The organism is Chromobacterium haemolyticum DSM 19808, assembly GCF_000711885.1.
In the GTDB taxonomy this organism is placed as follows: domain Bacteria; phylum Pseudomonadota; class Gammaproteobacteria; order Burkholderiales; family Chromobacteriaceae; genus Chromobacterium; species Chromobacterium haemolyticum.
On the sequence record NZ_JONK01000001.1, the window covers coordinates 1 to 20470 of the forward strand.

Genomic DNA, 20470 nt, shown 5'->3' on the forward strand with positions numbered 1-20470 from the left:
AAACATGACGAGCATCACAGCCAGAGGAATCGGCGGTCCCCCGCCCAAGCGCCGCATCGCGGGCTTGGTCGGCGTGGTCGTCTTCCATGCACTGTTGATCTACGCGCTGGTCTCGGGCCTGGCCCAGGGCGTGGTCAAAGTGATCCAGCAAAAAGTGGAAGTGGCGGTCATCAGCGAACCGCCGCCCCCTCCACCGCCCCCTCCGCCCAAGATCGAGAAAGTGGTGCAGCCCACCGCCGCGCCCAAGCCGCAGGCCTACGTGCCGCCGGTGGTCAATCCGCCGCCGGTCACCTCCACGGCCAACGCCATCCAGTCCACCACCTCGGACCCGGCGCCGCAGCCCGCGCCCACCCCCGCCCCGGCGGTGGAAGCGCCCAAGGGACCGGTGTCGGCCAAGGCCAACTGCAGCCAGCTGCAAGCGCCGGAGTATCCGAGCAAGGCGCAACAGGACGAAATCCAGGGCGTGGTGCGCGTGGCCTTCCAGGTGGGCGACAACGGCCGCTTCAGTCACATCGCCAATATTTCGTTCGACGGCGGCATCCCGCCGCGCTACCGCAGCGGCTTCCAGTCGGCGATCAGCGCCGCGCTGCAAGGCTACAGCTGCAAACCCAACAGCCTGTTGAGCCAGGAATTCGGCTTCAAACTCGATTCCGGCGAATGAGCGCGAGCGCGCCTCGACCGGAACAAGCAATCTCTAGGAGAACCAGAACATGAGCAAAATCACCCGCACCGCCTTCGCCGCCGTGGCCCTGTTGAGCAGCCTGAGCGCGCTGGCCGCCGAAACCGCGCACGTGACCAGCAACCCGTACGGCATCGACGCCCTGTGGGCGCAAGGCGACATCGTGGCGCGCGGCACCCTGATCATCCTGCTGATCATGTCCGCGGCCACCTGGTACGTCGGCATCGTCAAACTGCTGGAACAGCGCCGCCTGCTCAAGCAAGGCCGCGAACTGCTGGAATCGCACGGCGCGGAGCTGCAAAAGCGCGCCAGCGAACTGGCCGACGAAGGCATGTTCAGCGCGGTGGCGGTGGCCGGGATTGAAGCGGCGGCCGAGCACAAGGGCGAACTGGCCGGGCGCGTGGACCTCAACACCTGGGTGTCGATGGCCATCTCCGACGCGGTGGACTCCGCCAGCCACCACATGCAAAACGGCCTGTCGGTGGTGGCCACCGTCGGCTCGACCGCGCCGTTTGTCGGCCTGTTCGGCACGGTGTGGGGCATCTACCACGCGCTGACGGCGATCGGCATGTCGGGTCAGGCGTCGATCGACAAAGTGGCGGGCCCGGTGGGCGAAGCGCTGATCATGACGGCGATCGGCCTGGGCGTGGCGGTGCCGGCGGTGCTGGGTTACAACTGGCTGGTGCGTCGCAACAAGCTGGTGCTGGACATGGTGCGAGTGGTGGCGGGCCGCCTGCACGCCAGCCTGCTGAACGCGCGCTGAGGCGTCGACGATGAAAGGGCGCAACGCAAGATTCGGCCAAGGCCACGGCAAGGGCGACGAAGACGCGGTGATGTCCGCGATCAACACCACGCCGCTGGTGGACGTGATGCTGGTGCTGCTGATCATCTTCCTGATCACGGTGCCGGTGGTGACGCAGACGGTGAAGATGGCGCTGCCGAAGGAAAGCAACATTCCGACGCAGACCAAGCCGGAGAACATCGTGCTGGGGGTGGACACCGGGAACACCATTTACTGGAACACCACGCCGGTGAAGACGCAGGAAGAGCTGCTGGCGCGGCTGGTGAAGGAGGCGAAGAAGGACCCGCAGCCGGAAGTGCACATTCGGGGCGACCTGGGGGCTAAGTACAGCCCCATAGGCCGCATCGTGCTGGCGGTGCAGCAGGCGGGTATCGTGAAGATCGCTTTTATTACCGAACCGCCGCCGCGGAACTAGGAGGGGCAGGAAGATGGGAATGAACGTAGGCTCGTCCGACGACGACCTGATGGTGGAGATGAACACCACACCGCTGATCGACGTGATGCTGGTGCTGCTGATCATGTTGATCATCACGATTCCGATCCAGACGCACGCGGTGAAGCTGGACATGCCGGTGAGCAGTCCGGCGAAGCCGATGGAGAAGCCGGTGGTGGTGCAGATAGACATTGGGCCGGACAACGGGATCTTGTGGAACGGAGAGCGTTTGGCGAACCGGGAGGCTTTGGAGAAGAAGCTGACGGAAGCGGCGGCGCGGGTGCCGCAGCCGGAGTTTCACATCAAGCCGAACAAGGATGCGGGTTACGAGCCGGTGGCGATGGTGCTGGCGGAGTCGCAGCGTTTGGGGGTGACCAAGCTGGGCATCGTGGGGTCCGAGCAGTTTGTGCAGTGATCCCGCGGGCCTGACCAAGCCATTCCTTATATATGTCTTGTGTTGATATATATATTGTCTTTGTCATGAAATGGATGTTTGACTCGTTGTGAGGAAAAGGCAGCCTTTGGGCTGCCTTTCTCTTGTCGTTGTGAGCCGGCCCGGCATTTTCACCGGAACCAAAACAAGGAAAACAGGGCCGCAGAGAAATAGAGTGAAAGGAACCCCCGATGAAAATGAAGTTAGCCCTGATGGCCGCCAGTCTGTTGCTGGCCTGGCACGCACAAGCCGGCGTCGTGTCCGGCATCGACACACAGCATTTCGACAACGCGGTGCGTCCGCAGGACGATATCTATCACGCGGTCAACGGCGGCTGGATCAAACACGCGGTGCTGCCGGCGTCCGAAGACAGCGACGGCGCCTTCAAGCAATTGCGCGACTTGAGCCTGGAACGCAGCCGCAAGCTGATAGAAGAGGCCGCAGCCAAGCCGAACGCATCGCCGGAGGCGCAAAAGATCGGCGACCTGTATCACAGCTTTATGGATGAGGCCGCGCTGAACAAACTGGGCCTGGCGCCGCTGCGCGGCGATCTGGCGGAGATCGCCGGCTTGAAGGACAAGCGCGCGATGGCGGCCTGGATGGGTGCGGCGCAGGGTCTGGGCGTGCAACAGCCCTTGGCTTTTTACGTTGAGGCGGATGCCAAGGACGCGCGTCAATACCTGGCCGGCTTGTATCAGAACGGCCTGAGCATGCCGGACCGCGACTATTATCTGGGCAAGGACGCGCGCTTCGAGAAAGCTCGCCAGGCCTATCGGGCCTACCTCGCAAAATTGTTCAAGCTGGGCGGCTACGCCGAACCGGAGCAGCGCGCCCAGCGCGTGTTCGCGCTGGAAACCAGGCTGGCAGAAGCCCAGTGGAGCAAGGTGCAGAACCGAGACCCGCAAAAGACGTACAACAAGATGAGCGTGGCCGAGCTGAAAAAGCGGGCGCCGGGCTTTGACTGGCAAGCTTTCCTGGAGGCGGCCGGGGCCGGCGGCGTCAGCGCGGTCAACGTCAACCAGCCCAGCTATGCTCAGGCCTGGGCCAAGCTGGCGGCCGAGTGGCCGCTGCAAGACTGGCAGGACTATCTGACGGCGCAGACGTTGGACGCCTACGCGCCCTATCTGGACAGCGCCCTGGCGCAAACCCGTTTCGACTTTCACGGCAAGGCGCTGGCCGGCACGCTGGAACAGCAGCCGCGCTGGAAGCGCGGGGTGAAAGCGGTAGAGGGCAATCTGGGGGAGGCTCTGGGCAAGCTCTACGTGCAGGCTTACTTCCCGCCGGAGTCCAAGGCCAAGATGGAAGCGCTGGTGGGCAATTTGATGAAAGCTTACGCCCAGAGCATAGACACGCTAAGCTGGATGAGCCCGGCCACCAAGAAGGCCGCGCAGGACAAACTGTCCAAATACATGCTGAAGATAGGCTACCCCAATAAGTGGCGCGACTATGGCGGCCTGACGATCAAGCGAGACGATCTGGTGGGCAATATCAAGCGCGGCTCCTTGTTTGAATATCGCCGCATGCTGGCCCGCCTGGGCAAGCCGGTGGATCGCGAGGAGTGGGGGATGACGCCGCAAACCGTCAACGCTTACTACAACCCATCGCTGAACGAGATTGTATTCCCGGCCGCTATTCTGCAGCCGCCGTTCTTCGATGCCAAGGCCGACGACGCAGCTAATTACGGCGGCATAGGCGCGGTGATCGGCCATGAAATCAGCCACGGATTCGACGATCAGGGCAGCCAGTTCGACGGCGACGGCAATATGCGCAACTGGTGGACGGCGGAGGACCGCGCCCGTTTCGATCAACTGACCGGCAAGCTGGTGGCGCAGTACAGCGGCTACGAGCCCTTGCCGGGCAAGCACATCAACGGTGAGTTGACGCTGGGCGAAAACATCGCGGACAACGCCGGCCTGCAAATCGCCTATAAGGCCTACCAACTGTCCTTGGGTGGCAAGCCGGCGCCTACAATAGACGGTATGAGCGGCGACCAGCGCTTCTTCTATGGATTCGCCCAGGTGTGGCGCAACAAGATTCGCGACGAGGCCTTGCTGTCGCGCTTGGTGAGCGATCCGCATTCGCCCGGAGAGTTCCGGGCTATCGGCGCGGCGAGCAACAGCGACGCCTTTGCCGAAACCTTCGAAGTCAAGCCCGGCGACAAGATGTTCAAGCCGAAAGACGAGCGCATCCGTATTTGGTAAGACCGTAGTTTGCGGCCTGCCACGCGCCGGCATGCAGGGAAAGGCCGGGCCCCCCCGGCTTTTTCAATGAGCCGGCGCGTAGCATGGCTGCAATATGGCGGGCGCATAGTGGCCAGGGCTGGGCGCTTGAACTGGCTGGGGCTGACGGGAGCGGTTTGGCTGGGTCCTCGGAGCAAAAACTCTAAAAAAATGGATTTTCCCATAAGGCCGGGGGATAATGCCGGCCAGCATTCAGGAGAGATAGGCTGATTTAATGAAGTGCGTTGACGATTTCAGACTGCGGCTGGGCAAGCAGGAGCTGGTGCCCATCATGATTGGCGGCATGGGCGTGGACATCTCCACCTCGGCGCTGGCGCTGGAAGCAGCCAGACTGGGCGGCGTGGGGCATATTTCCGACGCCATGGTGCCCACGGTCACCGACCGCCGCTTCAACACCAAATACGTCAAAGACAAGCTCAAGCAGTACAAATTCAATGTCGAGAACAGCGACAAATCCGTCGTGCAGTTCGACTTGGGTTTGCTGGCGGAAGCCACCCGCATGCATGTGGGCAAGACCATGGAAGCCAAACGCGGCGATGGCCTGGTCTTCATCAACTGCATGGAAAAGCTGACCATGAACGCGCCCAAGGAAACCTTGCGCACGCGCATGCATGCCGCGCTGGACGCCGGCATCGACGGCATTACTTTGGCCGCGGGTCTGCATCTGGGCTCCTTCGCGTTGATGGAAGATCACCCGCGTTTCCGCGACGCCAAACTCGGCATCATCGTCTCCTCGCTGCGCGCTCTGCAGTTGTTCCTGAAAAAGAGCGCGCGCAGCAACCGCCTGCCGGACTATGTGGTGGTGGAAGGCCCGCTGGCCGGCGGCCACCTGGGCTTCGGCATGGATTGGGCGCAATACGACCTGGCCGTCATCGTGGCCGAAATCCGCGACTGGCTGCGGGCCGAGCAACTGGATATCCCGCTGATTCCCGCCGGCGGCGTGTTCACCGGCAGCGATGCGACTCAATTCCTGGAGATGGGCGCCGGCGCGGTGCAGGTGGCTACTCGCTTCACCGTGGCGCGAGAATGCGGCTTGCCGGAGAAAGTGCAGCAGGAATACTTCAAAGCCAATGAGGACGACATCGAAGTCAACCAACTGTCGCCCACCGGCTATCCGATGCGCATGATCAAGCACTGTCCGGCCATCGGCGACGGCATTCGCCCTAATTGCGAAGCCTACGGCTACCTGCTGGACGCCAAGGGCGGTTGTTCCTATATCGAGGCCTATAATCGCGAAGTGGCCGCCCATCCCGGCGAGCGCCGCATCAAAGTGTGGGACAAGACCTGTTTGTGCACGCAGATGCGCAATTTTGATTGCTGGACCTGCGGCCACAACGCCTACCGTCTCAAAGACACCACCGTCCAGCGCGCAGACGGCAGCTATCAACTGCTCAGCGCCGAGCACGTGTTTCACGACTATCAATACAGCAAGGATCACCACATCGCCTTGCCGGAGTTGGAAAGTACGGCTGAGGCATGATTGAATGCCTTGACTAGGGACCTCTTCCCAATGGACATGGAAGCGGCGCGCCAATCAGGCGGGCCGCTTTTTTTACGCCTTAGAACCTGCTTGCGATTTGCTACGCGTCGTGGAGCATGACACGGCGAGTACGCCCTCAAAATGTCATGTACCGTGTGTACACTCCGCTTTCTCAGGCGTTTTCGCCTGGTCCCGCTCTTGCTCGCGAGATCGTAAACAGGTTCCTACGGGCCGGCTTTCTCATGTCTTGAGAAGGGGCAGGGGGGCGAAGTGGCCGCCCAGCACATTGTGGGCGTCCTTGCCCCACCAGCTCTGGATGGCGGTGGCGTAGACCTGGCGGAAGTCAATGGCGTAGGGCAGGTTGCCGTCGCTGACGCCGGCCAGTTGCGGGCTTTGCCCGTACAGCCCGCCGCGCACGCGCCCGCCGCTGGCGAAATGGACGTTGGCGGTGCCGTGGTCAGTGCCGCGGTTGCCGTTTTCGCGCGGCCGCCGGCCGAATTCGGCGTAGCTGAGCACCAGGGTGTCGTCCCAGCGCCCTTGCTGTTGCAATTGCGTGCGCAAGAGCGCGATGCCATCTGCCAGTTCGCCCAGCAGCCGCGCCTGGGTGGGCGGCTGGTTGCCATGGGTGTCGAAGCCGGTCAGGGTGATGCGGGCTACGGCGATGGACACGCCGCGCGACAGGGTATCCGCCAGGGTGGCGACGGCCTGGGCGAACGCTCCGGTCGGCCGCGGCGCTGCCATCGGCGAATCCGCCGCGGCCAACGGTTTGGCCGGCTGCCCCAACTCGGCGGCGGCCTGGCGGATGTCGCCCTCCACTTTGAGAATATGGCCGAGCGCGCCGCTGCCGGCGTGGCCTTGGTCCGCCGCCAGCTTGGCCTGGCGTGCGAAGTCTTGAGGATTGCTCAGCACCACCGCGCGAGCGCCGCCGTCCAGCGGCCCCAGCGCCTGGCTGGACAGCACCACGCCGTCGGCGGCGAAGTCATGCGGTGTCGGCTGTTCGCGGAACAGCCGGCTCAGCCAGCCCTCGCTCAGATATTGCTGGCTATTGGATGCGGTTTCCCAGATCTCGATGGAGCGAAAGTGGGACAGGTTGGGGTCGGGATAGCCAACCCCCTGTAATACCGCCAACTCCCGCTGTTGCCATAGCGGAAGCAGCCCGGTCATGGCCGGGTGCAAGCCCAGGCGTTCGTCCAGCGGCAGCACTTGTTCACGGGGAATGGCGATGCCAGGGCGCAACCGGTAGTAGTCGGCGCTGGCGTAGGGCACCACGGTGTTGAGGCCGTCGTTGCCGCCCTTGAGCTCGATCAGCATCAGCAGGCGGCGATAGCCGGCCGGAGCCAGCGCCCAGCTCAGATTGGGCAGCACCGATACCATCAGGCCGCCGGCCATGGCCTTGAGAAATTGACGTCGCTGGAACATGGCTGGGCTCCTGTCAGTGAATTTGGTAGACCGGATCCAGCAGCAGCGGGGCGATGGCTTGCGCGCCGCTGAGGGATTCGGGCAGAGGGTTGGCCGGAGGCAGCGCCAGCAGCAGCCTGGCGGTGTCCTGAGCGCTGCGCACCTGATAGATGGCGCTCCATTCGTCAGGTTGCAGCTTGAGTGAGCGCAGGCCGGCTGCGGCCAGCCGGTTGATGCGCGCCTCGCGCCCCTTCATTTCGTCCATGCCGCCGTCCGGCAGCGCAAAGGCGTTGCGGGCCGGCGCGGCGTCGTGGGCGATACGGTCCAGGAACTGCTTGCGGCTTAACAAGGTGGCGCTGTTGATCCAGGTTTCTCCGCCTGGCCAGCCTTTGACGTTGGGCGGCGCGAACACATCCTGGCCCAACTGGCGATTAAGACCGGCCAGCGCGCGCCAGTCCGGTGGGCTGAGGTCGAAAGTCACCAGGGTGCCTATGGTCAGCTCCAGCGGTGATTTCACCAACTGGCCCTGGCTGTTCCAGAACTGTGGGCTGAGCAGCAAGGCGCGCAGCAAGGGTTTGATCTCGTAACGACCATTGCGGAAGCCGCTGGCCAGCCGCTTGACGGCGGCCGGATCCGGCTTGGGCGAGATAAAGGCTTTCCAAAGTTTGGCGGTGATGAATTCGGCGGTGGCCGGCTGTTGCAGCAGCAGGTCCAGCACGGCGTCGCCGTCGAAGTTGCCGCGCTGGCCGAAGATCAGCTTATCGCCGTCGTCGTGCAGCTTGGGGCGGTTGACGAAACGGTCGTCGCGGTCCAAGCCCCAGCCGGTGAAGGCGCGGGCGGCCTCGCGGATATCCTGTTCGCTGTAATGGCCTTCGCCCAGAGTGAACAGTTCCATCACCTCGCGAGCGAAGTTTTCGTTTGGCTGGCCCTTGCGGTTATTGGCGGTGTCCAGGTAGCGCATCATCGCCGGATCGCGCGCGATGGCGTGCAGCATGTCGCCGAAATTGCCTAGCGCGTAGCGGCGCAGCAGCAGGTTCTGCTGGTACATCATTTGCGGCGAGCGCACCTTGTCCAGCGCTGAGACAAAGTGGTTATGCCAGAACAGAGTCATTTTTTCACTGAGCGGCGATGTGGTGTAGCGCATCTCGTTCAGCCACCAGCCGCGTAGTTCCACCGCGTGCTCGGCGCGTGCCTTTTGCAAGGCTTTTTTCTCTTCTTCGCTGAGATTGGGCTGCCCCGGCCGCTCGAAGGCTTCGTTCACCCAGGCCGGCGGCGGCGTGTCGGCGCTGGCGCGGGTATTGGCCAGCAGCCGGTCCACCGCGGCTTCTCTGCTTAGCGGCGCGTACACGGCGATTTGAGCCGGGTTGGCGCCGAAGCCGGTGCGAGACAGCAAGTGGCGAGCGCCGGCGATGCCGATGTCGGCCTGGGCTAGAGCGGGCAAGCTGAGAACGGCCAGCAAGACTCCAGTCTTGGCGATGACCCGAATGGCGCCCGCCACTTTTGTCAGCGGCCGGCAAAGGATTTGCATGGGGTTCAAGCATGGTCTCCCGACGCGCCCGGAGCGGGCGCAAGCCTATTCAGCTTAGAAGGCGCTTGTCATTGGTGTGTTAAGGCGCCGGCCGACTCTGTTAAAGAGTGTTGGCTGTCAGCGCGCGGCAGCTGGGGTATACTGGCCGGCTGTCACCAGGGGTGCCCGCGCGCGGGCTGAGAAAATACCCTGCAACCTGATCTGGGTCATGCCAGCGGAGGGAGCGTGATGCGCGGGCGCTGCTCGCATTCCGCTTGCTCCGGCCAATTGCCATTGTGTACGGAGATGTCCATGAAGCGTTTTCCCTCTTTGATCGCCGTTACGCTGGCGACGGTCAGTCTGGCCGCGTCGGCGGCCGAACTGCGCGTGCTGTCGCACAGCTCGTTCACGGTGTCCAAGCCTCTGCTCGCGGAGTTTGAAAAGCAGAACGGCGCCAAGGTGTCCATCATCAAGGCCGGAGACGCCGGCGAGATGCTGAACAAGCTGATCCTGACCCGGGCCAATCCCATCGCCGACGTGGTGTTCGGCATCGACAACAGCCTGATCGGCAAAGCTCAGCAGGCCGGCGTGCTGGCGCCGGTGCCGGCGGCGCTGGCTCAAGGCGGCAAGGCCGCTTTGCCGGGCGCTGTCAGCATAGATTACGGCTACGTCACGCTCAATTACGACAAGGCCTGGTTCGCTCAGCGTCAATTGGCCTTGCCCAAGACCTTGGAGGATTTGACCAAGCCGGCCTACAAGAACCTGCTGGTGGTGCAGAATCCGGCCACCTCCAGCCCTGGGCTCGCCTTCATGCTGTCCACCGTCGCCGCGATGGGCGAGGACAAGGCCTTCGCCTTCTGGGGCCGCTTGCGCGACAACGGGCTGAAGGTCAGCAAAGGTTGGAGCGAATCCTATTACACGGACTTTTCCAAAAACGGCGGCAGCCGGCCGCTGGTGGTCAGCTACGCCACCAGCCCGGCCGCGGAGGTGTTCTACAGCAAGCAGAAACTGAACGACGCGCCCACCGGCAATCTGCCCTTGAAAGGCGGTGTGTTCCGTCAGGTGGAAGGCGCGGCTCTGGTCAAGGGCGGCAAGGAGGCGGCGCTGGGCGAGAAATTCATCGCCTTCCTGCGCTCCGAGGCGGTGCAGAAGGATGTGACCACTACTATGTGGATGTATCCGGTGATGGACAAGGTGGCCTTGGATCCGGTTTACCGCTTCGCCGAGCAGCCGACCGCGCACGACACTCCGGACAGCAAGGTGATCGCCGAGCGCTCCCGGCAATGGGTGTCCCGCTGGACTCGGGTGGTATTGAAGGGCGGGCAATGATTCCGGATATCGAAACACCGCGGCTGCTGTTGCGTCATCTGGACCCGCAAACGCTGTGGCTGTGCCTGGCCGGCCAACCGGAAACGGCGGCCGAGCTGCTGGGCGCGCCGCTGGCGACGGAATGGCTGAACGAGCAGGACTTGATGGCTTTGCGGCTGGACGATATCGAACGCCAGCCCGATTACGCGCCCTGGTCGGTGCGCGCTTTGCTGCGTCGCGAGGATCTGACGATGGTGGGCCACGCCAACTTTCACTCCTTGCCCGGCCATCCTTATCTGGGCGGTTACGGCGATGTGGAACTGGGCTATACGATTTACCCGGCGTATCGCCGCCAAGGCTACGCCCGCGAAGCGGTGCTGGCGATGGGCGCCTGGGCGGCCCGGGCCGGCGCGCCGCGGCTGGTGCTGTCCATCGCGCCGGATAACCTGCCTTCGCAATGTTTGGCTGAGGCTTTGGGCTTCGCCAAGGCGGGCCAAAGCGAGGACGAGGATGGCGTGGAGGATGTATTGACCGCCTGTTGGCCGTTGAAGGGAACGCAGTCTTGATGCTGAGCGGTAGGAGCCGCCTATTGCTGGCGGCGCCCCCCTTGCTGTTTTTGCTGGCCATGTCCGCCTTGCCGTTGGCGCGCTTGTTGCAGGAGGGCGGAGAGCCGCTGTCCTTCGGTTTGCTGAGCGATCCCTATCTGCGCTGGCGCATGTTGTGGTCGGTGCTGCAGGGCGGCGCGACTTGCTTGCTGGCCTTGTTGCTAGGCGTTCCGGCGGCGTGGGCGTTGGCCCGATTCCGTTTCGTTGGGCGCGGCTTGGCGCTGCGCCTGTTGATGTTGCCCTTTGTGATGCCCACCTTGGTCGCCGGGGTAGGAGTGCTGGCGCTGTTCGGCCCGCGAGGATTGAGCGGGCTGAATCTGCAGGACTCGCCCTGGCTGTTGCTGTACGGCAATCTGTTTTTCAATCTGCCGCTGGTGATTCGCTCCGCCGCCGATGGCTTCGCTCAGGTGCCCGCCAGCCGGCTGGCCGCTGCCCGCAGCCTGGGCGCCGGCCGCTGGCGCGCGTTCTGGCGGGTGGAATGGCCGGCGGCGCTGCCCTGGTTGCTGCCCAATCTTTGCTTGGTCTTTCTCTACTGTTTCTCCGGCTTCGGTCTGGCCTTGTTGCTGGGCGGCCAGCGTTATGCCACGGTGGAAGTCGAGATCTACACGCTGGTGGCGTATGAGCTGAACCTGGCCGACGCCGGCGCGTTGGCGTTGTTGAGCCTACTGGTGGCCGGCAGCGTCGCCGCGGTCTACGCCTGGCTGGAAGCGCGTTTGGGCGTGCCGGCGCGCTGCGAGCCGCTGCTCCCCGCGCCCGCGCGGACCTGGGTGGACCGCGCCTGGCTGACGGCGGGCCTCGCCATCCTGTTGATCTTCGCAGGCTTACCCTTGCTGGCGGTGCTGTGGAAAGCGCTGTCCGCGCTTGATGAGCTGCCCGCGCTGTGGGATGAGGAACTGCGGCTGGCCTTGTTCAATTCGGCGCGCTTCACTGTGATGACCGTGCTGCTGTCCGGGCTGCTGGGCCTGTGCCACGCACTGGCGGCGGGGCGTTGGTTGTGGCTGCGGGCCCTGGCGTTTCTGCCTTTCGTGGTGTCGCCGGTATGCGTGGCTTTTGGCCTGTTGCTGCTGTACCCAAGCTGGAGCGCCAATTTGGCCATGCTGTTGGCGGCCTACATTTTGTTGGCCTATCCCTTCGTGGCCAAGGCCGCCGGCGCGGCGCTGGACGGCATGCCTGAACATCTGGCGCAGGCGGCGCGCTCCCTGGGCGCCAGCCCTTGGAAGGTGTTCCGGCGGGTGGTTTGGCCCTTGCTGCAACCTGCTTTGCGGCGCGGGCTGGCCTTCGCCGCCGCCACTGCGGTGGGGGAGTTCGCGGTTACCTTGTTTCTGTCCCGGCCGGAATGGCTGACCTTGACCACCTTGATTTATCAAAAGCTGGGCCGGCCCGGTGAGGCCAACGCGGACGCGGCGATGCTGTTGTCCGGCCTGCTGATGGTGCTGGCCACACTGGCTTTTGCCGTGATTGAAAGCGGGACGACTAGACCGGGGGAGCCGGAGAAAGGAGACCGGTGTGCTTGAGCTCATAGGAATTGAAAAGCGTTTCGGCGCGCGGGTGGCGGCGGATGGCGTATCGCTGGAGGTGGCGGCCGGGGAGACTCTGGCCCTGCTGGGACCGTCCGGCTGCGGCAAGAGCAGCTTGCTCAAAATCATCGCCGGCCTGCTGCCGCTGGACGGCGGCGCCGTTCGTTTTGAAGGCGAGGACATCAGCCGGCTGCCGCCGGAGCGGCGCGGCTTCGCGCTGATGTTCCAGGATTTCGCTCTGTTTCCGCATTTGGACGTGGCGGGCAATGTGATGTTCGGTCTGATCGAGCGCGGGCAGTCCCGTGCCCAGGCCGCTCGCGAGGCGGAAGCGATGCTGGAGCGGTTGGGGTTGGGCGGTTATCAGCGGCGCAAGGTCTGGACCTTGTCCGGCGGCGAGCAACAGCGGGTGGCGCTGGCGCGCGCGCTGGTGACCCGGCCGCGGCTATTGCTGCTGGACGAGCCGTTTTCCAGCTTGGACGCGCACTTGCGAGGCCAGTTGCAAGGGGAGTTCACGCAGCTGCTGACGGAGTCGGGGATCCCGGCGATTCTGGTCACGCATGACCGGGAGGAGGCGTTCGCGATGGCGAGCCGCGCCGCCGTCTTGCATCAGGGGCGCATCGTGCAATGCGACGCGCCGCGGCATCTGCTGGCTAGGCCTGCAAACGCATGGCTGGCACGTTTCATCGGTTATGAAAACGTGCTGGAGCATGCTGTGGTGCCAGGCCGCGCGCTGCGGTTGGGGCCGCAGTACTCGCCGGCGCGTATTGAGTCGCTGACCTGGCTGGCGGACGGCGCCCGCGTGGAAGTGGCCGCGCAGGCGGGGCGTCTGAGTCTGAGCCTGTCCGCGCGCGAGGCGGCGAGCCTGGGCGCGGAGTTGCGGCTAGGCGGCCAGTTTGGCCTGGGGGTGAACGCCGAGGAGCTGATCCCCTTGCCGGGCGAGCTTAGCGCAGGCTCTTGATGCGTTCTTCCAGTTCTTCGAATTCCGGGCGTTCGCTCGAAAACAGCACCTTGCGGCCAAACTCGATGGCGCTGGGCGGCGGATAGCCCTGCATGCCGGCCAGCAGCACGGTCTTGATGCATTGCAATTCCTTGCTGTCCTCGTCCAGCTTCTGTTCCAGCAGCGAGCCCAGCGGCGTCACTATGCCGTAGGACAGCAGGATGCCTAGGAAGGTGCCGACCAAGGCGGAACCTATCATGCCGCCCAGCACCGCAGGCGGCGCGCCGACCGAGGCCATGGTGTTGACCACGCCCAACACGGCGGCGACGATGCCGAAGGCCGGCAAGGCGTCTCCCAGGCGCTGGATGGCGGCGATGGGCGCCATGCCCTCCTGATGGTGGGTTTCCAGTTCCACATCCATCAGGTTCTCAATTTCAAAGGCGTTCAGATTGCCGCTGACCATGATGCGAAGGTAGTCGCGGATAAAGCCCAGCGCGTGATGGTCGCCGGCAATGGCCGGGTACTTGTTGAAGATAGGGCTTTGCTGCGGCGCGTCGACATCGGCCTCCAGGGCCATCATGCCCTCTTTGCGCGCCTTGACCTGCAGTTCGTACAGCAGGCTGAGCAGATCCAGCGCGCGGGCCTTGTCATGGCGCGATCCCTTGAGCGCGGCGGGCAGCGCGCGCGCCACCGCTTTCAGGTTCTTGGTCTGATTCGCGACGATGAAGGCGCCCAGCGCGCCGCCCAGAATCGCCATCATCTCGGTAGGCATCGCGGAGAGAATGGCGCCGATGGCGCCGCCGTGGATCAGGAAGGCGCCGAAGATCATGCCGATCACGACGACGTAGCCGATGATTACATTCATAGGAAGGAGTCCCAAGCGATTTGGGCCGCGGAGGGAGCGGCGCGTTTGCGAGATTAAAGAAGGCGGAATGCTTGGAGCCTGCCCTCGCTTTCGCGAGAGAGGGGCCAGGCGTTGCTGCGGAGAAAACGGTGTGTGCTAGCGGTACATGAGTATTTCGAAGCAGCACTCACCGTGTCACGTCTTACAACGCGCAGCAGATCGTAAACAGGAGCTCAGGCGCGGGGCGGCCGGCGCGGAGGTGCGGGCGGGTGGCGCAGTGAAAGGACAGTGGCGAAGCCGGGCCAGCCTGACTCCACCGTGTTTGCCGCTAAGCCTGGACATGTGGATGGCAAAGCCTGGCACTCTCCGCATCCGCCCTGTTCGCCGCCGCAGTGGACATGGCTGCCGCTCGCGATGTGCATTGTGGTTATGTCTTGGCTGGCGGCATAGGATGGGCTGGCGCGGCCAAGCGCGTCGTCGGCGCGAACCGCGCCGTTGGCCAAGGATAGGGCCTGCCAAAGAATAAACAGCAGCAGGGCCAGCCGGGTAATGGATTTGAATGCCGATAGTCTCAATGCAGGTTTCCCATGAGTCGCTGCGCAATCTAAAGCAGGATCTGCAGGTTGGCAAGCCTGTATGCGTGGTTTAGCGCTGAAACTGAGTATTTCCATGTTAATTAAATGGCATCTATCATGCCAATATCTTAATTGGAACTATTTATTAGTTTAAAAACTCTACCTTTGCAGTGTGCGCCGGGAAAACGACCGCGCGCATACTTGACGATAAGGTTGAATGGAAAATGATCAGTAGAAGACACATTTTGGGTTGGACAGGGGCTTTGCCCCTGCTGGCGCCGTTGGCGGCCAGCGTGTTGAGTTCTGCTTGCGTCAGCGCGGCGGGAGCAGCCAAAAGCTATCGGATAGACGCCAGCGTGGTTTCCGAAAATCAGGATTCCAGGGTTCGCAACCTGGTATTCCATTACACCGCCGTGCCCAACGCTCTGGCGCTGGAAATGCTCACGCAGGGCCAGCACGGAGCCAGTGCGCATTATCTGGTGCCGGATGCCGCTTTGCTGGGCATGTCCAACAAGGTGTACCAATTGGTGCCGGAAGAGCGCAGAGCTTGGCACGCCGGGCGCAGTTACTGGCAAGGAGACCGGCTGATCAATTCCAGTTCCATCGGCATCGAGATTGTGAATCTGGGCTATCCATCCCCGGAAGAGGACGAACTGCCCCTGATGCGGCGGCAGTGGTTTGACTTCGATGAGGCGCAGGTCTCGGTGGTGGCGCAGTTGGCGGCGGACATTATCGCGCGGCATCAGATTCCGCCGCACAAGGTCGTGGGGCACTCCGACGTATCCCCGGGGCGCAAAGTGGACCCCGGTCCCAAGTTCCCGTGGGAGCGCTTATACCGCGACTACAACATCGGGGCTTGGCCGGAGCGCGAGGCGGTGGAGTTCTACCTGCGGCAAGTGCCTTATCGCGGAGACATACGGGATTTGCAGAAACGCTTGCTGGATTACGGCTATGAAGCGCCGCAAACCGGCGCGCTGGATAAAGAGACTCAGGAGGTGGTGGCGGCTTTCCAGATGCATTTCCGGCCAGCGCGTTATGACGGCGTGCCGGATACCGAAACTTCCGCGATTCTGGACGCCTTGCTGGAAAAGTACTTTAACCGGACGCGGCCTGGACGGGCGCTGGAGGCGAAGCCGGCCGCACCGCCGAAAAAAGACAATGGAAAGGGCAGCGATACCTGGCCGCTGATGCCTTAGGATCTGCTCTTCGACCCGCTAACAAAACCCCTGATCCTGGGGTGCGCCTCCTTGTCGTACGACTGGTACTGTAGCTTCGCAGAAACTTCGTTTTCTGCGTCGGCGCGCCTTGGCTCAGGTTCTCTGCGAGGTTTTCTTAGCGGCTCTAGGCATAATTTTGTCATTAACGCCGGCGGCAGGCCGGCGGATCAAAGGGACGGCATGCCGTCCCTTTTTTTATCACTGTTTTTCAGGGGGCGGGAGGGGGACTGCTCCGTCCATCCATTGTATTGACGGCGACCGCGCTAAGTTTGTGCCATAACGATAGTCAGACGTCGTTATTTGATATGTTTAACTAAAACCTAATTAAACATGCATTTATTAGTAAGTTTTTGTTAATTCTAAAACAAAATAACTTGTAAGAAAAACTATCAAATAGCCCTTTCAATTTAAATGCCACTTGTACTAGAATGCAATTGAACTAGGTTGGCTTACAAAAAAAGCCAAAACCTAAAAGCATTTGATTACTAATGGCGGGATTTAGAAAGGAAGGTCGAAAATGAAACGTCTGCACGCACTTGGACTGGCAGCCCTGCTTTCCGTTCTTTCTTCCGCTGCAATGGCACAAGGCGGCCAGGTGCACTTTTATGGCGCCATCGTTGAAGGCGGCTGCAGCGCCCAGACTCACGAAGTGGCGAGCGCCGACGCAGCCCGCGCCAAGCCCGCTTTGGAACTCAACCAATGCGCCAGCCCTGCCACGTTGACGCTGGACAGCGCGGCGGCCTCCCAGCAAGGCAAGATCGCTAGTCTGAATGTGCGCAAAGGCGAGAACCAGTTCAGCAGCCGCGATCTGCTGCGCAGTGCCACCGCCCGGGCAGGCGCAGTGAATCTGGTGGTCAACTACTTCTGATTTCAGCCCATATCTGTTCAATAAATCAGCAAAAAACCCACACGGCATGAATTGTGTGGGTTTTCTTTATTTGAAGTGTTGTTTTATTGCAAATATCGCTCAATCCTTAACAAATCCCTGAAATAAAACAAATATTCAAGATTGATTCATCAAATCGTTTAAAGTCAGCGAGGCGTTTTTTTGCGTTCATTTTAAATAAAAAATTTAATATGAAACAAAAAAACCTACGCAATGGGTCTGCTTGCTACTATTCGTCTGCGTTCCAGTACTGCATGTCAGCACTGGCGGATAGTCCGCGACGTGGCATGCCAGGCTGCAATGCGGTTTGAAAATGATTACCTATTAGTCGGAGTCAAGAATGAAAAAATTTGTATTTGCCGGTTCCCTGATGGCTGTTGCCGCTTCCTCTATTTTCGCCGCCGCTGGCACCCTGGATGTTAAGGGCGAAATCGTTACCGCAGCTTGCGGCCTGGATTCCAAGAGCGTGAACCTTGAAGTTGGCCTGGGCAAAGTGCCGACCCATGTGTTCAAGAAAGTGGGCGACCGTTCGGCTCCGACTCCGTTCCAGATGACCCTGACCGACTGCACCACCACCACGCTGAAAACCGTGGCTGTGATGTTCTCCGGCACCGCTGGCGCCAACAACGAACTGATGGCTCTGAAGAGCGGCGGCGCCAAGGGCGTGGGCGTTCGTCTGGTGAACACCAACAATGGCGACCAGATCAAGCTGAACCAGTACGGCACCGCTGTGAATCTGGTTGACGGCAACAACACGCTGAACTTCAGCGCCGCATACGAAGCCGACGGCGCCAAAGCCGGCGACGCAGTAACCGTGACCCCGGGTCAGGCTGATGCCTTCGCCGTATTCGATCTGCAGTACAAGTAATCCGCAGTTCGATTCAAAAACGGAACCAAGCAAAGTTCCGACCCCTGTCTCCTTGTGCCCTGACGGTCTGTTCGCTTAGGCGATGATCAGGCCTGGTTTGTCCGCTGTCAGCAATGAGTAGTCTGCAAACCAGGGCATGAGGATAGTCATCTGCAAGTATTCCCCAAGGCATACACCTGCGCCTGAAAACGGGCGCGGCTTCGTCATTCCTTGGCGGGACAGAATCAAGGCCGGCGCGATCTGACGCGACGGCGTGTTTTGGCAGAGCCGCCGTGAGGCGGCGCATGCACTTAATCGGGATATCCGCAGGCATGAACAAACATCGCATTTACAGTGTGGCAGTGGCGCTGACGCTCGGCCCTTGCATTGCCCATGCGGTGGAGTTCAACGACGCCTTTTTGCAGCTGGACCCGAGCAGCAGCGTCAGCCTGGAGCAGTTCGAGCAGGCCGGTTATATCGTGCCGGGCCGCTATATCGCCGATGTATACCTGAACCAGCGCTTTTTGCAGCAGTTGGAGCTGGATTTCCGCCCGGAAGGCCCCGATCAGGCGGTGCGTCCCTGTCTGCCGCCGGATTTGATCCGTCAGCTTGGTCTGCGCTCCGGCATTGTCTGGCCGCAGAACGAGCAGTGCGTTGATCTGTCTGCGGTCAGCGCCGCCAAAGTGCGTTACAGCAAGAGCAATGCGCGCTTGGATATCTCGGTGCCGCAAGCGGAACTGGCTTATCGCGATGAAGACTATGCGCCGCCGGAGACCTGGAACGACGGCGTGCCGGCCGCGATGCTGGATTACCGAGTGTTCTATCAGCGCACCGACAACGGCCTTGGCGCCAGCAGCAGCAAGACCACCAGCTACGGCGTGGCCGGCGCCAACGCCGGCCCTTGGCGGCTGCGCTCCAATTACCAGTACGACGACAGCGCGACTAACCGCAGCCGCCTGAGCTGGAACAATACCCAGGTTTATCGCGATCTGCGGGGCATGCAGGCGCGTCTGACCCTGGGCGAAGTGTTCAAGACTTCCGAGATTTTCGACGCCTTCTCCATGCGCGGCGCCACGCTGAACAGCGACGACCGCATGATTCCGCAAAGCCTGCGCGGCTACGCGCCACAGGTCAACGGCGTGGCCAAAACCAATGCCAAGGTGACCATTCGCAACCAAGGGCGGGTGCTTTACACCACCAATGTGCCGCCAGGCCCGTTTTCCATTCGCGATCTGAACAGCAGCACGCAAGGGCAGTTGGATGTGACTGTGGAGGAGGCCGACGGCAGCCAGCAGACCTTTACCGTCAATACCGCCTCGGTCCCCTTCCTGACGCGTAACGGCATGTGGCGTTATAAGGCGGCCATCGGTCAGGCGGATCAGAACGGCAGCGTGTCCCACCCTAATGTGGCCAGTGCCGAGGCGTCTTACGGCCTGACGCAGACCTTGTCGCTGTACAGCGGCTTCATCGCGTCCGCGGACTATCGCTCGCTGGCGATGGGCTTCGCCAAGGATCTCGGCAGCTGGGGCGCTTTGTCCGCCGACATGACGCAGGCCAACGCTCAAATGCGAGGCGGCGTGAACATGGCCGGCCGCTCTTACCGTTTCAACTACGCCAAGAAGTTTGAAAGCCTGAACGCGGACATCCGCCTGTTCGGCTATCGCTTTTCGGACCGTAATTTCCGATCCTTCGGTCAATTCCTCAGCGATCTGGACGGCCAGACCTATATCAGCGACAAACAGCGGGTGGGTATGACCGCCAGCAAGACTTTCGGCCAGACCAATGTGTTTCTGTCGGCGGAAAAATCCACTTATTGGAACGCCACCGCCACCCAGCGGGTGGATTTGTCGCTAAGCCGCGACGTCAATATCGGTTCCTTGCGCAACGTCAGCCTCAACTTGTCGGTGCAGAATCTGCGTGATCAGACCGGCAGCAGCAACCGTGTTTACCTGGGCTTGAGCATGCCGCTGGAGAATAACCGCCGCATCGGCTACGACATTCAGGGCAGCGCCGGCAATACCAGCCACACGGTGCGCTATTCGGACAGCAGCACCCCCAACCACAGCTACAACGTGGCGATGAGCGCGGATACCCGCTCCGGCAAGCCGCTCGTGTCCGGCGACTATCATTACACCGGCCGCGTCATGCAGGCCGATGTTTCGGCCAGCAAGCAGCAGGGCGGTTACAGCAGCGTGTCCGCCGGGATGGGTAGCTCGCTGGTATTGCACGCCGGCGGCCTGACCATGGGCAACAGCTACGGCGGTGAAACCCGCATGTTGGTGGATACCGACGGCGTGGCTGGCGTGCCGGTGTACGGCGTGCCGGCGCTAACCGACCGCAACGGCTTCGCCATGCTGAGCAGCGTGGCGCCGTACTACAGCCAGGACGTGCGCTTGGACGACGACAATATGCCGGACTCCGTAGAGGCCAGTTCCGTGGTGCGCCGCGTGGTGCTGACTGAAGGCGCGGTGGGGCGCACTGAGTTTCCGGTCAAAGTGGGACGCAAGGCCTTGCTGACGGTGAGGCTGCCAGATGGCAAAATGCCGCCTTTGGGCGCCACCGTGAGCGATGTGGCCGGCAAGCGCGATGTCGGCATGGTGGGCGATGGCGGCTTGACCTTCGTCACTGGCTTGAGTCCGACACCCAAGCTGGAAATTTCCTGGGGCAAGACGCGTTGCCGCGTGGACCCGCTGCCGGCCGATTACGAGCTGAGCCAGGGCGGCCGCGACATGACATGCACGCCTCTCGCAGAATAAAGAATA

Annotated in this window: 17 protein-coding genes and 1 riboswitch; of the genes, 14 read left to right on the forward strand and 3 right to left on the reverse strand. The window is 62.1% G+C overall.

The annotated features are described in order from the left end of the window. The 6 genes from BR71_RS00005 to BR71_RS00030 form a co-directional block, all read left to right on the forward strand. On the forward strand, positions 1–661 hold a 661-nt coding region (locus BR71_RS00005), incomplete at its 5' end, for an energy transducer TonB (protein ID WP_306293399.1). A 49-nt stretch (positions 662–710) separates the two neighbouring features. Further along, complete coding sequence (locus BR71_RS00010) at positions 711–1442, forward strand: MotA/TolQ/ExbB proton channel family protein (RefSeq protein ID WP_043631004.1); 732 nt, start codon at positions 711–713, stop codon at positions 1440–1442. A 10-nt stretch (positions 1443–1452) separates the two neighbouring features. Further along, positions 1453–1896: an ExbD/TolR family protein gene (locus BR71_RS00015; RefSeq protein ID WP_043631007.1), complete on the forward strand. Its 444-nt coding sequence runs from the start codon at positions 1453–1455 to the stop codon at positions 1894–1896. A 19-nt stretch (positions 1897–1915) separates the two neighbouring features. Then, positions 1916–2329: an ExbD/TolR family protein gene (locus BR71_RS00020; protein ID WP_231138169.1), complete on the forward strand. Its 414-nt coding sequence runs from the start codon at positions 1916–1918 to the stop codon at positions 2327–2329. Between the two features lie 209 nt (positions 2330–2538). Further along, entirely contained in the window at positions 2539–4548 is a 2010-nt protein-coding gene (locus BR71_RS00025; RefSeq protein WP_043631012.1) for a M13 family metallopeptidase, read from the forward strand. Between the two features lie 253 nt (positions 4549–4801). Next, entirely contained in the window at positions 4802–6067 is a 1266-nt protein-coding gene (locus BR71_RS00030) for a nitronate monooxygenase (protein ID WP_043631015.1), read from the forward strand. 240 nt (positions 6068–6307) lie between these two features. Here the strand turns inward: BR71_RS00030 and BR71_RS00035 are convergent, their stop codons facing one another. Beyond that, positions 6308–7486: a DUF1501 domain-containing protein gene (locus BR71_RS00035; protein ID WP_043631018.1), complete on the reverse strand. Its 1179-nt coding sequence runs from the start codon at positions 7484–7486 to the stop codon at positions 6308–6310. A gap of 13 nt (positions 7487–7499) precedes the next feature. Then, positions 7500–8993 (reverse strand): DUF1800 domain-containing protein, encoded by a 1494-nt coding sequence (locus BR71_RS00040; protein WP_081862489.1) that lies wholly within the window; start codon positions 8991–8993, stop codon positions 7500–7502. A gap of 147 nt (positions 8994–9140) precedes the next feature. Next, positions 9141–9234, forward strand: a riboswitch (TPP riboswitch). A gap of 50 nt (positions 9235–9284) precedes the next feature. Between BR71_RS00040 and BR71_RS00045 the strand changes: the two genes are divergently transcribed. From BR71_RS00045 to BR71_RS00060, 4 genes are read left to right on the forward strand one after another with little or no spacing between them, the layout of a single operon-like run. Next, the gene (locus BR71_RS00045) at positions 9285–10301 is read left to right on the forward strand and encodes a thiamine ABC transporter substrate-binding protein (RefSeq protein ID WP_043631021.1); all 1017 of its coding nucleotides are present in this window, start codon (positions 9285–9287) and stop codon (positions 10299–10301) included. Next, on the forward strand, positions 10298–10846 hold the full coding sequence (locus BR71_RS00050; protein ID WP_081862490.1) for a GNAT family N-acetyltransferase: 549 nt from the start codon (positions 10298–10300) through the stop codon (positions 10844–10846). Before BR71_RS00045 ends, BR71_RS00050 begins: the two co-directional genes overlap by 4 nt. Continuing rightward, entirely contained in the window at positions 10846–12399 is a 1554-nt protein-coding gene (locus BR71_RS00055) for an ABC transporter permease (RefSeq protein ID WP_052370208.1), read from the forward strand. Before BR71_RS00050 ends, BR71_RS00055 begins: the two co-directional genes overlap by 1 nt. Beyond that, positions 12392–13360 carry an ABC transporter ATP-binding protein gene (locus BR71_RS00060; RefSeq protein WP_043631024.1) on the forward strand — a complete coding sequence of 323 codons (969 nt, stop codon included), beginning with the start codon at positions 12392–12394 and terminating at the stop codon, positions 13358–13360. The genes BR71_RS00055 and BR71_RS00060 overlap by 8 nt, the downstream gene beginning before the upstream one ends. Here BR71_RS00060 and motA read toward each other — a convergent pair. Continuing rightward, positions 13344–14204, reverse strand: a complete 861-nt coding sequence (gene motA, locus BR71_RS00065) for a flagellar motor stator protein MotA (protein ID WP_043631027.1) — start codon at positions 14202–14204, stop codon at positions 13344–13346. The two genes, BR71_RS00060 and motA, sit on opposite strands and share 17 nt — an antisense overlap. A gap of 778 nt (positions 14205–14982) precedes the next feature. Here motA and BR71_RS00070 point away from each other — a divergent pair. The 4 genes from BR71_RS00070 to BR71_RS00085 all read left to right on the forward strand — a co-directional run bounded on the left by BR71_RS00070 (position 14983) and on the right by BR71_RS00085 (position 20464). Further along, complete coding sequence (locus tag BR71_RS00070) at positions 14983–15954, forward strand: N-acetylmuramoyl-L-alanine amidase (protein WP_043631030.1); 972 nt, start codon at positions 14983–14985, stop codon at positions 15952–15954. 538 nt (positions 15955–16492) lie between these two features. Continuing rightward, positions 16493–16843: a hypothetical protein gene (locus BR71_RS00075; RefSeq protein WP_156038746.1), complete on the forward strand. Its 351-nt coding sequence runs from the start codon at positions 16493–16495 to the stop codon at positions 16841–16843. Between the two features lie 358 nt (positions 16844–17201). Further along, positions 17202–17729, forward strand: coding sequence for a fimbrial protein (locus BR71_RS00080; protein WP_043631037.1), 528 nt, complete (start codon positions 17202–17204; stop codon positions 17727–17729). A gap of 311 nt (positions 17730–18040) precedes the next feature. Continuing rightward, on the forward strand, positions 18041–20464 hold the full coding sequence (locus BR71_RS00085) for a fimbria/pilus outer membrane usher protein (RefSeq protein ID WP_043631039.1): 2424 nt from the start codon (positions 18041–18043) through the stop codon (positions 20462–20464). Positions 20465–20470 lie beyond the last annotated feature (6 nt).